The sequence below is a fragment of the Christensenellaceae bacterium 44-20 genome (assembly GCA_041223705.1).
In the GTDB taxonomy this organism is placed as follows: Bacteria; Bacillota; Clostridia; order Christensenellales; family Christensenellaceae; genus QANA01.
This window is the reverse complement of sequence record JBCLQU010000002.1, coordinates 214,477-228,679: the sequence shown is the minus strand read 5'-3', so window position 1 is coordinate 228,679 and position 14,203 is coordinate 214,477. Positions and strand designations below refer to the sequence as shown.

Sequence of the window (14,203 nt, the reverse complement as noted above, 5' to 3'; positions counted from 1 at the left end):
TAAAAATCTCAAAAAAGAGTTTTGCTCTTCTTTCTTGTGCCCGGCCAAGCTTCTTGCTATAATGGAGAAAACCCAGCAGGGAGGCGCATCATGGCGCAGGAAAAACGCAGTGTTTGGCTGATCATAGCAATGGTATGTTCCGGTTGCCTGATTATGGCGATCGTGGATGCAGTTATCGTCCCTTCCTATACGGTGAAATCCCTCATCAAGCTGGCGCTCTTTCTGGCGTTTCCGCTGGCCTATTCCCTCACGCGGCACCGCGCGCCGCTGCGCAGTCTGTTTCGCGTGCAGAGCCGGCGCAACCTGACCGAGCCGCTCTTTCTTGGCCTGGCGGTTTACGGGGTGATCATCGGCGGTTTTCTTTTGGGAAGGCAGCTCATCGATTGGTCGGCCGTCTCCTCTTCCCTGCAAAACAGCCAGGAAAACATTTTTCTCATGGGCGCATATATCTCGCTCGTCAATTCGCTCCTGGAAGAGTTTTTCTTCCGCGGCTTTGCCTTTCTCATGCTCAAAGAGATCGCCGGCCCTAAGCTGGCTTATCTGTTCAGCGCCGGAATTTTCAGCCTCTATCATATCGCCATCATGCATAGCTGGTTTTCCCCGCTGGTTTTCGCCCTGATGCTGGTCAGCCTGTTTTTTGCAGGCCTGCTGTTTAACTGGCTCAACGAGCGCTATCAAAATCTCTATGCCTCCTGGATGGTGCATATGTTCGCCAACCTGGCCATCAACACGGTTGGCCTGCTGCTCATCATCGATAAGCTTTAGGCGCAAGAAAAAAGAGCGGGAATCCCCGCTCTTTTTTTATGCCTTGCAGTGCGCCAGAGAACCCATAGGATCCCATGGCTCCAGCAGAATCGGCTCGGCCTTCAGCTGCTCCAGCGCCTCGTCTGAGAGATATTTTTTATGCACGACCACCTGATAGGTGTATTCGGTAAACCAGTCGTCGCTCATGACATAGTAGCCGTCTTTTCCCGGCTCCTTGCCCCAGCTGTTTTCCACGCGCCAGCGGTTGGGCCTGCCCTGCTCATCCAGGTTGACGCCCAGGAACACCATGGCGTGCGTCATCAGGCTGTGTCCGTAATCCAGGCGCTGCGCCTTATCCATCGGAAAGGAGACGCCAAAGAGCTGATCCGCCCGGATGACATCCAAATCCATGATGCCGTTTTCGCGGATCGAGCATTTGCCGACGTCGCAGCCAAACCACACCGGCGCTCCGTCCTGCATCTGTGCGATGGCCGCAGCCTTGAGCTGCTCGATGGGCAGGTTCAGATACCGCACCGCCCTGCCCTCTTTGACGCTTCCAAGGTATTTCACGCTGTACGTCTTCCCAAAGGGCTTATCGGCCGTGGGCGCGTTGATCAGGCTGACGTAGTCATCCAAGCTCCAGCCGACATATTTGGCGAAAAATTCCTGGGGCGTGATCCTGGCATCCCGGATGAAATTGCCGTCCTTATCTCTGGTTTCAAAGCAGAAATCCTTAGGCGGCTTGCCCAGGCTGATGCAGAGGATTTGATAGATCTCGGCCAGCATCTGCTCCTTCCTGCCCCGCAGCTGCTCCAGTGCCTCGCCCTGTTCATGCGCCGTACGCAGCGTACAGGCAAATTCCCGCAGTTTGAGCGTGAGATAATAATCCATCTCCCGGGTCGCGGAAGACGAGACGGATTCAGGCATGGCGTCTTTGGGGACGATGCCGTATTTCTCCACCAGCCCGCAGAACATATCCCACTGCCCGCCGTCTCCCATGGGGTCGGTCAGCAAAAAGGAGACCAGCCGGCCGGCTGTAGGCTCATCCAGCGTATCCAGGATGTTTTCCAGAAAATAGTTGGATTTTTCCAGCTTATCGAAAAAGAGCGGGTAGCTCTGGGAGAATTCAAAGGTCTCCAAATTGAGCTTTTGCATCACCTCGAAGCGCATGACATTGAGCGCCGCAAACATCCAGCACCGCCCGCTGGCCTTCTGGTTGGTGATCTCTCCCTGCTTGATATTGATGGAAAACTCGTGCCGCTCCCGGCGAAACGCCTCATAGGAGATGGCGGATTTGACGATCCCGTTCTGCACGGCCGCATTCATGGCCACGGCATTTGCCGGGTTCGCGTCAAACTGCTGTTCAAATTTGATGAGCTGCTGTGGTGTAATCATATTCCCTCCTGTTTTTATATGCCTATGGCAGGAAGCCCCCTGCCATGCCGCAAACTTTTCATTTCTCCTCTATACCATAGCGAAAAATGCGGAAAAAGTAAAGAAAAAAGGGGCATAGGCGCCCCTTTTCTATTCTTTTGCTTTCATGGCCCGCATGGCGTTGATGATCGCGATAACAGACACGCCCACATCCGCGAAAACCGCGGCCAGCATATGGATGAGGCCGAACGCCCCCAGCACCAGCGCAACGCCCTTGACGCCCAGCGCAAAGACGATATTCTGCATGACGATGCGGTGCGTTCTGCGGCTGATGCGAATGGCCTGCGGAATTTTGGAGGGCGCATCCGTCATGAGCACGATATCCGCCGCCTCGATGGCCGCGTCGCTGCCCAGAGCGCCCATGGCAATGCCGATATCCGCCCGGGTCAGCACAGGCGCGTCGTTGATGCCGTCGCCCACGAACACCAGCTTTCCCTTGCCGCTTTTCTGCTCCAGCAGCTGCTCGACTTTCTGCACCTTATCCAGCGGGAGCAGTTCGGCATACACAGCATCGATGCCGAGTTTGCCCGCAACATCCTCGGCCACAGCTTTGGCATCCCCGGTGAGCATCACCGTCTGCCTGACACCTGCCGCCTTGAGCTCGGCAATGGTCTGCGCGGCATCCTCCTTGATCTCGTCGCGAATGGTCAGGTGCCCCAGGTATTTGCCGTCTCTTGCCAGATAGACCACACTGCCCACCGCCTCCGACGGAGCATAACCGCTCTGGCAGTATTCCTCCATCAGTTTTGCATTGCCCGCCGCGATCTGCGCACCGTCCACCTGTGCCAGCACGCCCTTGCCCGAAATTTCTCTCACATCCTGCACGCGGCTTAAATCCAGTTCCCTGCCATAGGCCGCCCGAATGCTCTGGGCGATGGGGTGCGTGGAATAGCTCTCGGCCAGTGCCGCGCATTCCAGCAGTTCCTGCGCCGCCACTCCCTCTGCCGGCGCCTGCTCGGCAAGCGCAAAGTTGCCCTTTGTCAGCGTGCCCGTTTTATCAAAGACCACAGTCTCCACTTTTGAAAGCGCTTCCAGATAGTTGCTTCCCTTGACGAGAATCCCGGCCTTAGACGCGCCGCCGATGCCGCCGAAATAGCTGAGCGGAACCGAGATGACCAGCGCGCAGGGGCAGGAGATGACCAGGAAGCTCATGGCCCTGCTCACCCAAGCGCTCCAATCGCCGAGAAACAGCGGCGGGATGACGGCCAGCGCCAGCGCCGCGCACACGACGCTGGGCGTATAGTATTTGGCAAAGCGCGTGATAAAATCTTCAGCTTTGGCCTTCTTTTCACTGGCGTTTTCCACCATATCCAAAATCTTGGAGACCGTCGATTCCCCAAACTCTTTGGTAACCCGAAGGCGCAGTGTGCCGTTCAGGTTGATGCAGCCGCTGAGCAGCTCGCTGCCCGCTTCCGCCTCTCTTGGCGCGGATTCCCCCGTCAGCGCGGAAGTATCGATGGCTGCGCTGCCCTCCAGCACGATGCCATCCAGCGGGATTTTCTCGCCTGCGCGTACGAGAATCTCCTGCCCGATTTCCACTTCCTCCGGGTCCACCTGCCGCGTCTCCCCTTCTTCTAAAAGATTGGCATAATCCGGGCGGATGTCCATCAGCGCAGAGATAGCCCCGCGGGATTTGCCCACAGCATAGCTCTGGAACAGCTCCCCGACCTGATAGAGCAGCATGACCAGCACGCCTTCCATATATTCCTGCGTGCAGAACGCGCCTACCGTCGCGATGCACATCAAGAAGTTCTCATCAAAAACCTGCCCGCGGAAAATATTGCGAACCGCCCGCCAAAGCACATCCCCGCCGCTCACCAGATATGCCGCCAGAAAAGCGCCCAGCCTCCAAATGCCCTCCAGGGGCAGCGCCAGGCAAAGCGCCAGCAGTGCGGCGCCCAAAAGAATGCGCAGCAGCGATTTTTTCTGTTTTTTGCTCATGGCCATGCTCTCCCCTGCCGTTATTTTACGATTCTGCAATCCGGCTCAACGCGCCGAATCGCTTCTTCCACTTTCTGCAAAATTTCCTGATATCTGCTCTCCTCTGCGGTCAAAACCAGCTTCTGCGCCATGAAATTCACCGTCGCCTTTTCCACACCCGGCAGCTCGTTGATGGCGCGCTCCATCTTTGCCGCGCAGTTCGCGCAATCCAGTTCCTCTAAACGATAGACCTTTTTCATCTCTTTCCCTCTCCTATTCTTCAATATGTTCCTTGCCCTGATCGATGATCGTGCGGACGTGATCGTCGGCCAGAGAATAAAATACCGTTTTGCCATCCCGGCGGTTCTTGACCAGCCGGCTCTGCTTTAGCAGGCGCAGCTGATGCGAGACTGCGCTCTGCGAGAGATTCAGCAGCTGCGCAATATCGCAGACGCACATCTCGCTTTCGAACAGGACGTATAGAATCCGGATGCGCGTGGAATCGCCGAAAATTTTGAACAGCTCCGCGAGATCATATAGCTCCTCTTCTCCGGGCATCGCCTGCATCACCTTTTTCACAATCTCCTCATGCGCATGGAAAAACTCGCATTGCTCAACCGGCTCAAGATCCTGCTTCATTCGCGTTCTCCTTTTTACATATGAATAATTGTTCATATGTTCTTTTATTTATATTATATTCCTCTTCCCGCAAAAGTCAACCTTTTTTACAAAAACACCAAAGCACTTTTTTACAGAATTTCCCTTAGAAAATTTGGTTTATTTTCGCTTTTGTGGGCATCCTATACTCAGAGGCAAACAGGCGGCCAGTCCACCCGTTTGTTTCCGCCCAAAAATGGGCAAATAAAAAAGAGCGCAAAGGATATTCCGCCATCGGCGTATTTTCCTATCTGCGCTCTTTTCCTTTTCAGAGCTATTTTGTCGTGCTGCCAAACCCGCCGTCCCTCGGGGCGCAGGCCGCGTCGTCTTCCGTGATGCCAAAGGGAAGAAAGATGCCCTGCATCATGCCCTGCCCGGCGGCGATATGCAGCGTCTTGCCCTCCCGGGAATCGTTGGTCAGCTTGCATTGAATATGCCCTTCATTTTGAGAGCCGTAGTAGTCGCTGTCGATGATGCCTACGGTGTTATTGAGCTGCATGCGGAATTTGAACCCCAGCCCGCTGCGCGGAAAACACTGCAAAACCCATCCTCCCTGCATGCGGGCGCGGATTCCCGTGGGCAAATGGATTTGCTCTCCCGGCGCCAGGGAGAAATCGATGGGGGAAAAGAAATCGTATCCGGCAGAGCCCGCCGTTGCCCGCTGGGGCAGGCGCAGCTGCTCATACGCCGCCAGCGCCCTGGCCTCGCCGCCCCCCAGGAGCCGCTCAAAATCCTCTAAAAACTGCTGTTTGGAAACTAATTCAAACCGGGCAATCCTCTGCATTGTCTCTTCCGCCTTTTCTCACTTTGCCCTTATCATACCAGATCCGCCCTCTTTTTTCCAGATGGCCAGGCACAAAAGGCGCCTTTTTTGAATAGGATAAAAATAATCAGCATTTTGGAGGTCATCGTGAATCAGAACCAATACCCAAATATCGATCGGTATGCACAGAAGAGCCGCCAGGATCAGGAGCTGGAAGACATGGGCATCGATTCCTCTTCGGTGGAGTTCAATGCGCCGCAGACCTATGAGGAGTTTTTGAATCAAAACCCCGGCAAAGGGACGCTGAAAATCCAGGCTTTCACGGCCAGGCAGGCACTGCCCGTGCCCGGCGTTCATATCATCGTCAGCAAGCGCATCGGCGACGAAGATCATGTTTTCTTCGAGGGGACGACGGACGAGAGCGGCCTGATCGACAACATCGTGCTCCCGGCGCCTCTGCGGGGCAGCTCGGAAAAGCCTTTCCAGCCGCACCCTTTCGCGCTCTACGACATTCATGCAGATCACCCTTCCTACCGCCAGCAGGATCTGCGGCAGGCCGCAATTTTTGATGGAGTGAAATCCATTCAGCCCGTGGATCTTTTCCCCGGCCCGCGGAAATAAGGAGGATACATGGCAACTTTCACCATACCAGAATATATTACCGTGCATCTGGGGCCGCCAAACTCCAATGCGCAGAATATTACCATCCCCTTCCGGGATTATATCAAAAACGTGGCTTCCAGCGAAATTTACCCAACCTGGCCGGAATCCGCGCTGCGCGCCAACATTCTGGCACAGACTACATACGCGCTCAACCGCATCTATACCGAATGGTACCGAAGCCAGGGCTATGATTTTGATATTACCAACTCCACTGCCTATGACCAGGCGTTCGTTCCCAACCGCGATATTTTCGGCAACATCTCGCAGATCGTGGATGAGATTTTCAATGACTACGTCGTCCGCCAGGGCAGCGTCGCCCCGTATTTCACGCAGTATTGCAGCGGCGCACTGCGGCAATGCGAAGGGCTTTCCCAATGGGGCACGGTAGATCTCGCCGAGCAGGGATATGTCCCCTATGAAATTTTGCAGTATTATTACGGAGACGATATCAACATCGTGTTTGGAGCGCCTTCCGCGCCCAACATCCGTTCCTACCCCGGCATCCCCCTGAAACTCGGCAGCGCCGGAGAAGACGTTAGAACCATTCAGCGCCAGCTCAACCGCATCGGGGATAACTACCCTGCCATTCCCAAAATCGAAGTCGTTTCCGGCGTTTTTACGCCCGAAACCGAGGCCGCCGTGCGCAAGTTCCAGCAGATTTTCAACCTGACCGTGGACGGCATCGTGGGCCCGGCGACCTGGTATAAGATCAAGTATCTGTACGTTACGGTCAAGCAGCTCTCCGAGCTGGAAACCGAAGGCGTCGCCCTCTCGGAAGTCAGCCGGATCTATCCGGGCCAGCTGGCGCTGGGAGACGTCAGCAACTACGTCCGTGTACTGCGCTACTATCTGGGCGTCATCGGCTATTTTGACCCGGAGATCCCGGTGATCACTCTGGGCGATACTTTCGATGAGCAGACGGCCGAGGTCGTCCGGGCGTTTCAGGAGCAAAATGGCTTGCCTGTTACGGGGGAAGTGGACCGCGATACCTGGAACGCCATTCTGCTGGCCTATGCCGATATCCGCTCTTCCCTGCCCGAAGCCTTTTCCTATTCGGATTTCATCTACCCCGGCCGGCTGCTCAGCCCAGGCATTGCGGATTGGGATGTGCGCGTCTTGCAGCAGATGCTGTCTGTCATCACAGAGTCCAACCCGAACCTGCCGCGGGTTACCGTTACCGGGACATACGACCAGGCGACGGAAGATGCCATCCGCCAGATTCAGGAGCAGTATGGCATCCCCGTTACCGGCCAAACCGGCTCGATCACCTGGAACGCCGTCGTGGATGAGTATCTGCGCGTAACGGGCTAGCCCTGCATTTCGGGCAGAAAGCGCGCCAAAAAGCCGCGCACCACCGCCTCGTATTCCTGCTGATGCAGGAAATAGGAGGTCGCGTGATCGGCCGTCGGCGCCAGGAAAATCTGCTTTGGCCCGGCATAGGCGCGGTACATCTCTTCCGACATTCTGGTGGGAACAAACCGATCCTGCTGCCCATGGATGAACAGGATGGGAACTTCCGCCTTTTTCAGCTGCTCGCCGGCCGAGCACTGGGCGAACGTATAGCCCGCTCGGAGCTTGCAAATGGCGCTGGCAACCGGCAAAAACGGAAATGCGGGCAGGTGGTAGTATTCGCGCAAAACATGCCGGAATTCTTCCAGAGCAGAGCGAAAGCCGCAGTCTGCGATCACCCCTTTAAGGCCCCTCGGCCGCTCGCCCGCCGCCATGAGCACGGTTGCCGCCCCCATGGAGACGCCGTGCAGCAGGATTTTGCACGCCTCGCCTAGGCGCTGGCGCAAATACTGCATCCAAAGCAGGCAGTCTTTGTGATCCAGCCATCCGAATCCGATGAACTTGCCGCCGCTCTTTCCATGCGCCCGGTTATCCGGGAGGAGCAGCGCATAGCCCATCTGATAGAAAAATTTTGCAAATACGCTGAAATTGGTCTTCCCGTCTGTCTTATGCCCATGAATGGCAAGGAGCACTTTGCCGTTCTCCGGATGCCGGGAAGGGTAGAACACCGCGTGCAGCGGCGTGCCGTCCTGCGAAAAAATCTGCACCTCCTCGCTTGGCAGTGCATCCAAAAAAGCCTCCCCCTCATGGATGCGCGGCATATGCGGCAGCCATTTTTTCGCGGGCGGCTTTTGCTTTCTGCGCGGCCTGGGCCGCACCAGTGCATAGCGATAGAGCGCATATGAGATCAGCAGTATCAGAAGGGCAAAAGCGCCCAGCAAAAATAAAACCCAGGTAAGTGCATCCATCATCGTCTCTCCCATTTTCTGGTTTTGTTAAAATAAATTGCTGTGATTGACAAAAATTGCTTTGTTCTTTGTCATGTTCAAGCCGCGGGCCGTATGCTATAATTGCAATAGTGAGGTGAAGCAATGTTTCGAGAATTTTTTGATTGCATCCGCGATCTTTATTATACCGATGCTGTTCAATCCATGCAACACACGACCCAGCATGTGCCCACGGTCAACTGCCTGGAGCACTGCCTGTTCGTCTCGTATGTGAGCTTCCGCATGGCAAAAAAGCGCGGGTTAAACTACCGTGCCGCGGCGCGGGGCGCACTTTTGCACGATATGTTCCTCTACGACCAACACGATAAGCGCAACTATGTGGGCCGGCACGCGGCCTATCACCCCCTGGCCGCCCTCCGCAATGCGACGGCGCGTTTTTCCCTCTCGGAAGTGGAAAAAGACTGCATCGCCAGCCATATGTGGCCGTCGGCCGGGCAGAAACCGCGTTTTGCGGAATCCAAAATCGTGAACCTGGCAGATAAAATCTGCGCGACGGCAGAAGTTCTGCATATCTACCATCTGCTGCGCATCCGCCGCCAGCTTCTGTCGGCTTTGCTGCAGCCGCAGCGCGCATAGCAAAAGGGAAGGCAACCGCCTCCCCTTTTTTATTTTCTCAGCATTCCCTGTCTGGCGCTGTTTTCAGCCAAGCTCCCGGATTTCCGTAAAAACATCCTCGCCCTTCATGACTTTGGCGATTCGATCGTGCGCCGCCGAAAGCGAAGAAGATGTTTTGCCGCCGTTGAGCGCGGCGCTGGTCGGCACGATCACATGATGCCCATCCCCATATTCCACAAACACTTTGCACGGAATATATCCCACATTTTTCAGCTCAATTTCATCCTCTTTCCGAGCCAGATCCAGCTTTAAAATGACGGTATCGTTGTTGATCTCCCTTCCCATACCCGAGACAAAGTTGCCCATGGAGAAGATACAGGGGACGCTTCTGCCGTCTGCCGCGGTGATGATCTTCGGGCCTTGCAGGCAATGTGAATGCGAGCCGGCGATAAAATCCACCCCGGCATCTGCCATCTGCTGGGCGTGCTGCTCCTGCTTCTCCGTATAGTCGTGCGTATTCTCTACGCCCCAGTGGTTATAGGCGATGATAAACTCGGCCCCGGCTTCCCGCGCCGCCGCCACATCCGCCTTGACGTTTTCCTCGGAATACCGCCTGATGAGCAGCGATTTCTGCGCATCCGGAATGGCCAGCTCGCCGTATTTGGTATTGAGAATCTCGGTATAGGAGAGCACCGCGACTTTGATGCCGTTCACGTCTGCCAGCAGGAACCTCGGCTCCCCGGCTCGGGTAAACGTGCCGGTATGGGCGATGAGGTAGGTATCCAGCATCTGCACCGTCTCATAAAGCCCCATGGTTCCCGTATCCCCGGCGTGGTTATTGGCCGTAACCACGGCATCATAGCCCGCATAGCGGACCGCATCCAAAAACGTCGCCTGGGCGTTGCAGTGCGGGTTATCCTGGACGGTTTTCTCCGCCGCCGTATAGGGGCTGGAGTAGGAAAGGCAGGTTTCCAGATTCCCGACGACAAAATCGCCTTTCTCGAAAATACCGCGCACCAGCCGGAAGCTGCTGTTATAGTTATAGCTTTTGCCGGACTTGGCCGCATACTGCTGCGAGGAAAGGCACATGAGATCGCCCGTCAGCAAAATGCTCGCCTCTCCCGTATCCAAAGCATCCGGATTCTGCCAAATGCCGTCCTTCTTCTGGAATCTGGGCGCAGTAATCTCGCCGAGCGGCGCATACGGCTTGCTGGAAGTGACCCAGACGGCGACGGAATCCTGGTATTCTCCCGCCTGCGCACTGATCCGCGCCGTTCCCTTGCCCACTGCCACGACCCTGCCTTGGCTATCCACGGTGGCGACGTTCTCGTCGTTGCTGGACCAAACTGCCTGCCCCTGGATTTCCCGGGAGAGATGGCAGCTCAGCTGCCCCTCCTGGCCCGGCTCCAGCGCAAGGTAGGCCTGATCGATATGCACGCCCGGCGCCTCCGGCATCCCTGTTACCTCGATTTTCAGCTCGCCCGAGGCGTTTTCATGCACAAGCGAGACGATGCACTCCCCCACTCCGACGGCCACAATCTCCCGCTGTTCGTTGACCAGCGCCACCGCCTCATCGCTTGAGGCATACCAAAGCGCCCCGTCCGGCGAAAAATTTTCCGCAAAGCAGTCCTCCAGGGAGACGGTATCGCCCTGCCGCATTTCCAATACTTCCAGCGCAAAGGCCGGGATTGGCTCTGCGCTGGGCTGAACGCTTTGGCTCGGCTTTGGCGCGGCGGCCTGCTCGGTTCGCTCTGCACAGCCGGCCAAAGCGCAGGCCAGCATCAAAATCAGCAAAACTGCTGTAACTCTTCTTGCTTTCATTTTTCCTCTTTCTCTTCCCTGTTCTCTTTTTACTATACCATATCGGCAGCGCGCAGCGTGTGCCTGCGGCAGCCATCCAGAAACGCTCCGGCTTCGGAAGGGCCCTGCCCTTCGCTTATATGATACCATGAGAAAGGCAAGCGCCGCGGCCAAGCGGAGCGGCGCCATTGGGTACCCGTTTGAAACCCTTAATTTCAGTAACATGTGAAATCATTTTACCATATCCGGCGCACAAAAGACAATCCAGGTTTTGCCGCTCATAGAAAAAGGACAGGAGTTTGCTCCTGCCCAAAATGCGCTTTCGCGCTATCCTTCTTTCCAATGCCTGCCATGCTACGATTTCTGGTATCCCTTTTCCCGCTCCACTTCCAAAATGCGGATGATATTTTCAATCTGGCAGTTGTTCATGCGGCCGCGGACGATCTCGTCATCCTCCGTATCCGGAAGATACCATTTGAATTGGCTGAAATAATCCTCAATCTGATGGTTCAGCGTAAAAATCTTGCCGGATACCGCATACATTCCATTGCGCAGCACCGAGAGCTCAAATTCACTGGCCCGCTCCAGCTCTTCCCTGGTATAGCAGCGGCCGGATCCCGCAATAATCCAAAACTCCAAATTTCCGGCAGACGCCTCTGCATAATAGGTATCCAGCGCGGCGAGCAGCTCACTGCAGTGGGAATCAAAGCAGCAGTAGCCCCCCTGGCGGCGCTCCAGCATATAGGTATCCTCAAATTGCAGTGCAACTTGCTGCCCGGCAGGGTCTTCCCCTTCCAGCCGCTCCTGCACCTGCAAAATCAGGACATCGCCGTCCCACTGCGTTGTATAGCTTTGAATCTGATAGCGCGTCAGCCGGGGCAAATGCGCGGCTCCGCTCCAGGCGCCGGTCTGGGCATCCAGCCCTTTCCAAAGCGCACTTTCTTCCGCGACAGTTCCGCTCAGCACGCCCGCCCCTTTGATGCCATCGCTCCCCCAGTCCTGGGTTAGAATGAGCTCAACTTTCCGCTCAAACTGCGCGATGAACTCCTCCAACCGTGCTTTTTCTTCCTCCGTCAGCTCTCTGGCCGGCGCCCCGGCATCCAAGGCAGTTTTCTCCTCCTGCCCGCCTTCGCCCTGCGCCAGCCCATCCTCTGGCAGAGCCTGGGCAGTTTCTGTCCCCTTTTCAGCAAAAGCCCCAAGATGCATGTATAAAAAACCGGCCACAATGCCAAAAGCCAAAAGCAGAAGAGTCGCGAGCATAACAAAGCCTGGGCGCCTCCCGCTTTTTCGGGGAGACTCCCAGCCCTTTGCTTTTTCAATAAAGGCAGTGCCTGTGAGCGAGCCGCGCGCAGCAGCTTTGGATTGCATCTGCCGATCCGAAAGCTCTGCCCCACAATAGGGGCAGCACTTCTGGCCCTGCGCAAGCTTTGCTCCACAATCGGGGCAAAAACAGCCCATACTGTGCCTCCTTGCAACCACTTTACTTGATTTGATTATATCACGTTCGGTCTTTTTGGCAAATAAACATCGTGTAAATAAAAAGCCGCGTTTTCCCTCTGAATACGCGGCTTCTACCCGGATCATAAGCGCATGGAACGGCTCAGCCAAGCTCCTGCATCTGCTGCGCAACACTCTGCTCGCAGGAGCGCATGGCCAGAATCGTGCGGCTAAGCAGCTCGTCCAGCTCCCAGCCCAGCATCTCCGCGCCGCTTCGGATGACATCCCTGCTGCATCCCGCGGCAAAGCGCTTATCCTTGAACTTCTTTTTCAGGCTGGAAAGCTCCATATCTGAGACGCTCCCGGACGGCCGCATCCGCGCCGCCGCGCCAATCAGCCCCGTAAGCTCATCCGCTGCGAACAGCACTTTTTCCATCTCGTGCTCGGGCTTCACCTCCGAGACCAGCCCATACCCATGGCTGCATACTGCGTGGATCAGTTCCTCGCTGGCGCCCCCTTGCCGCAATAGCTCCGGAGCTTTCTGACAATGCTGCTCCGGGAACTGCTCAAAATCGATATCGTGCAGCAGGCCGGCAATTCCCCAGAAATCCTCCTGCTCCGCATAGCCCAGCTCCCTGGCGTAATAGCGCATCACGCCCTCTACCGTCAGCGCATGCAGCAGATGGAACGGCTCCTTATTATATTCTCTCAACAGCTGCATGGCCTGCTGCCTTGGCATACTTTGCATGGTATTTTCCTCCTTTTGGCGCGGCAACTGCCGCCGTTTTCTCTGTTCTATCTTTTTTAGTATAGCATATTTTCCAAAATTTGCGCACCAAAAAACCGGCGCGAGATGCGCCGGCCTTTTGTTTGATAGAGCGGGTGGCCTCAGCTGGGAAGTTATTCGCTCAGTCTTTTTACGATAAGCGCCGTATTGGCATAGCCGTTCGTCGTTACAGTAATATCGCCAGACACCTGGCCCACAGCCGCAATCGCCAGATCCAGGTTATCCCCCGGCGCCAAACTCACAAGCGCCTGGGAGGCAAACCGCCCGACGTAGAGGGAAGTGTCTCCGCCCTGCAGCAATCTCTGGGTATCCTGCGTCTCCGGCAATACAGTGCCGTTATTCCGCACAGCGACGCGCAGTGTGCTGGCCGTATTTGCCTGGGCTGATACGTCGTAGGAAACCTCGTAATTCCCGGGCTCGTGAATGGTGAGCGCACTCACGTTAACCCCCATGCCCTGGGCAGGCATCGCCGTATTCATGGCAATTGGTTCATACGTCTCCGGCGCCGTCAGGGTCAGCTGCTGCTGGCCGTCATGATACAGGCCGCCGTATACCACAGACGTACTCGCGTCTTTGCCCGGTTCTCCCATGGGGATATTGAATTCCAAAACCGGCTCTGTGTCCGTCCCAATGTTCACAACGCTCGCTTCTGTGTTAGGCGGGAGCGTTCTAGTTTCCCCAATCCGCACGGTCGGCGTTGCGCCGTCCTCGCCGTCTTCTCCCCGCGGACCTGTGGGACCAGTAGGACCAGTTGGGCCAGTCGCACCTCTCGGACCTGTGGGGCCAGTTGGGCCGGTCGCCCCTCTCGGACCCGTAGGACCGGTCGCACCTGTTGCTCCCGTGGCACCTGTCGCCCCGGTTGCACCTGTCGCCCCAGTTGCACCTGTGGGACCCACCGAGCCTTGCGCGCCTGTCGCTCCCGTGGGGCCAGTCGCGCCGTTAGCTCCTGCCGCCCCAGTTGCACCTGTCGGGCCTGTAGGGCCGGTTGCGCCGTTGGCTCCCGCGGCTCCGGTTGCGCCTGTCGGACCTGTGGGGCCGGTTGCGCCGTTGGCTCCTGCCGCTCCGGTTGCTCCTGTCGGGCCTGTCGGGCCGGTTGCGCCGTTAGCTCCTGCCGCTCCGGTTGCGCCTGTCGGGCCTGTTGCGCCG

General features: G+C 56.5%; 14 protein-coding genes. 4 read left to right on the top strand and 10 right to left on the bottom strand.

All coding sequences use genetic code 11. The features are described from left to right. Positions 1-90: 90 nt before the first annotated feature. Entirely contained in the window at positions 91-765 is a 675-nt protein-coding gene (locus AALG83_08055) for a CPBP family intramembrane glutamic endopeptidase (protein ID MEY8383103.1), read from the top strand. Between the two features lie 36 nt (positions 766-801). On the opposite strand, the gene AALG83_08050 is transcribed toward AALG83_08055, so the two are convergent. The 5 genes from AALG83_08050 to AALG83_08030 all read right to left on the bottom strand — a co-directional run bounded on the left by AALG83_08050 (position 802) and on the right by AALG83_08030 (position 5,539). Continuing rightward, entirely contained in the window at positions 802-2,139 is a 1,338-nt protein-coding gene (locus AALG83_08050; GenBank protein MEY8383102.1) for a C1 family peptidase, read from the bottom strand. Between the two features lie 129 nt (positions 2,140-2,268). Next, complete coding sequence (locus AALG83_08045; GenBank protein MEY8383101.1) at positions 2,269-4,119, bottom strand: heavy metal translocating P-type ATPase; 1,851 nt, start codon at positions 4,117-4,119, stop codon at positions 2,269-2,271. A gap of 20 nt (positions 4,120-4,139) precedes the next feature. Continuing rightward, on the bottom strand, positions 4,140-4,358 hold the full coding sequence (locus AALG83_08040) for a cation transporter (protein ID MEY8383100.1): 219 nt from the start codon (positions 4,356-4,358) through the stop codon (positions 4,140-4,142). 13 nt (positions 4,359-4,371) lie between these two features. Then, entirely contained in the window at positions 4,372-4,737 is a 366-nt protein-coding gene (locus tag AALG83_08035; protein ID MEY8383099.1) for a metalloregulator ArsR/SmtB family transcription factor, read from the bottom strand. Positions 4,738-5,029: 292 nt separating this feature from the next. Beyond that, positions 5,030-5,539 carry a deoxyuridine 5'-triphosphate nucleotidohydrolase gene (locus AALG83_08030; protein MEY8383098.1) on the bottom strand — a complete coding sequence of 170 codons (510 nt, stop codon included), beginning with the start codon at positions 5,537-5,539 and terminating at the stop codon, positions 5,030-5,032. An 87-nt stretch (positions 5,540-5,626) separates the two neighbouring features. On the opposite strand from AALG83_08030, the gene AALG83_08025 reads away from it, so the two are divergent. Together AALG83_08025 and AALG83_08020 are read left to right on the top strand one after the other, a co-directional pair. After that, positions 5,627-6,139, top strand: a complete 513-nt coding sequence (locus AALG83_08025) for a hypothetical protein (GenBank protein ID MEY8383097.1) — start codon at positions 5,627-5,629, stop codon at positions 6,137-6,139. Between the two features lie 9 nt (positions 6,140-6,148). Further along, positions 6,149-7,492, top strand: coding sequence for a peptidoglycan-binding protein (locus AALG83_08020; GenBank protein ID MEY8383096.1), 1,344 nt, complete (start codon positions 6,149-6,151; stop codon positions 7,490-7,492). Here the strand turns inward: AALG83_08020 and AALG83_08015 are convergent. After that, positions 7,489-8,454, bottom strand: coding sequence for an alpha/beta hydrolase (locus AALG83_08015; GenBank protein ID MEY8383095.1), 966 nt, complete (start codon positions 8,452-8,454; stop codon positions 7,489-7,491). The two genes, AALG83_08020 and AALG83_08015, sit on opposite strands and share 4 nt — an antisense overlap. 108 nt (positions 8,455-8,562) lie before the next feature. Here AALG83_08015 and AALG83_08010 point away from each other — a divergent pair, with 108 nt between their 5' ends. After that, on the top strand, positions 8,563-9,054 hold the full coding sequence (locus AALG83_08010; GenBank protein ID MEY8383094.1) for an HD domain-containing protein: 492 nt from the start codon (positions 8,563-8,565) through the stop codon (positions 9,052-9,054). Between the two features lie 63 nt (positions 9,055-9,117). Here AALG83_08010 and AALG83_08005 read toward each other — a convergent pair whose 3' ends face one another. The 4 genes from AALG83_08005 to AALG83_07990 all read right to left on the bottom strand — a co-directional run bounded on the left by AALG83_08005 (position 9,118) and on the right by AALG83_07990 (position 13,695). Next, positions 9,118-10,854, bottom strand: coding sequence for a CapA family protein (locus AALG83_08005; GenBank protein MEY8383093.1), 1,737 nt, complete (start codon positions 10,852-10,854; stop codon positions 9,118-9,120). 333 nt (positions 10,855-11,187) lie between these two features. Next, entirely contained in the window at positions 11,188-12,039 is an 852-nt protein-coding gene (locus AALG83_08000) for a YARHG domain-containing protein (protein ID MEY8383092.1), read from the bottom strand. A 394-nt stretch (positions 12,040-12,433) separates the two neighbouring features. Beyond that, positions 12,434-13,018: an HD domain-containing protein gene (locus tag AALG83_07995; protein MEY8383091.1), complete on the bottom strand. Its 585-nt coding sequence runs from the start codon at positions 13,016-13,018 to the stop codon at positions 12,434-12,436. A 152-nt stretch (positions 13,019-13,170) separates the two neighbouring features. Next, on the bottom strand, positions 13,171-13,695 hold the full coding sequence (locus AALG83_07990; protein MEY8383090.1) for a hypothetical protein: 525 nt from the start codon (positions 13,693-13,695) through the stop codon (positions 13,171-13,173). Between the last annotated feature and the right edge of the window lie 508 nt (positions 13,696-14,203).

What these genes read in the sequence shown, in the direction of transcription:
- AALG83_08055 (MEY8383103.1), top strand. Translation starts at nt 91, where the DNA reads ATGGCGCAGGAAAAACGCAGTGTTTGGCTGATCATAGCAATGGTATGT.
- AALG83_08050 (MEY8383102.1), bottom strand. Translation starts at nt 2,139, where the DNA reads ATGATTACACCACAGCAGCTCATCAAATTTGAACAGCAGTTTGACGCG.
- AALG83_08045 (MEY8383101.1), bottom strand. Translation starts at nt 4,119, where the DNA reads ATGAGCAAAAAACAGAAAAAATCGCTGCTGCGCATTCTTTTGGGCGCC.
- AALG83_08040 (MEY8383100.1), bottom strand. Translation starts at nt 4,358, where the DNA reads ATGAAAAAGGTCTATCGTTTAGAGGAACTGGATTGCGCGAACTGCGCG.
- AALG83_08035 (MEY8383099.1), bottom strand. Translation starts at nt 4,737, where the DNA reads ATGAAGCAGGATCTTGAGCCGGTTGAGCAATGCGAGTTTTTCCATGCG.
- AALG83_08030 (MEY8383098.1), bottom strand. Translation starts at nt 5,539, where the DNA reads ATGCAGAGGATTGCCCGGTTTGAATTAGTTTCCAAACAGCAGTTTTTA.
- AALG83_08020 (MEY8383096.1), top strand. Translation starts at nt 6,149, where the DNA reads ATGGCAACTTTCACCATACCAGAATATATTACCGTGCATCTGGGGCCG.
- AALG83_08015 (MEY8383095.1), bottom strand. Translation starts at nt 8,454, where the DNA reads ATGGGAGAGACGATGATGGATGCACTTACCTGGGTTTTATTTTTGCTG.
- AALG83_08010 (MEY8383094.1), top strand. Translation starts at nt 8,563, where the DNA reads ATGTTTCGAGAATTTTTTGATTGCATCCGCGATCTTTATTATACCGAT.
- AALG83_08005 (MEY8383093.1), bottom strand. Translation starts at nt 10,854, where the DNA reads ATGAAAGCAAGAAGAGTTACAGCAGTTTTGCTGATTTTGATGCTGGCC.
- AALG83_08000 (MEY8383092.1), bottom strand. Translation starts at nt 12,039, where the DNA reads ATGCATCTTGGGGCTTTTGCTGAAAAGGGGACAGAAACTGCCCAGGCT.
- AALG83_07995 (MEY8383091.1), bottom strand. Translation starts at nt 13,018, where the DNA reads ATGCAAAGTATGCCAAGGCAGCAGGCCATGCAGCTGTTGAGAGAATAT.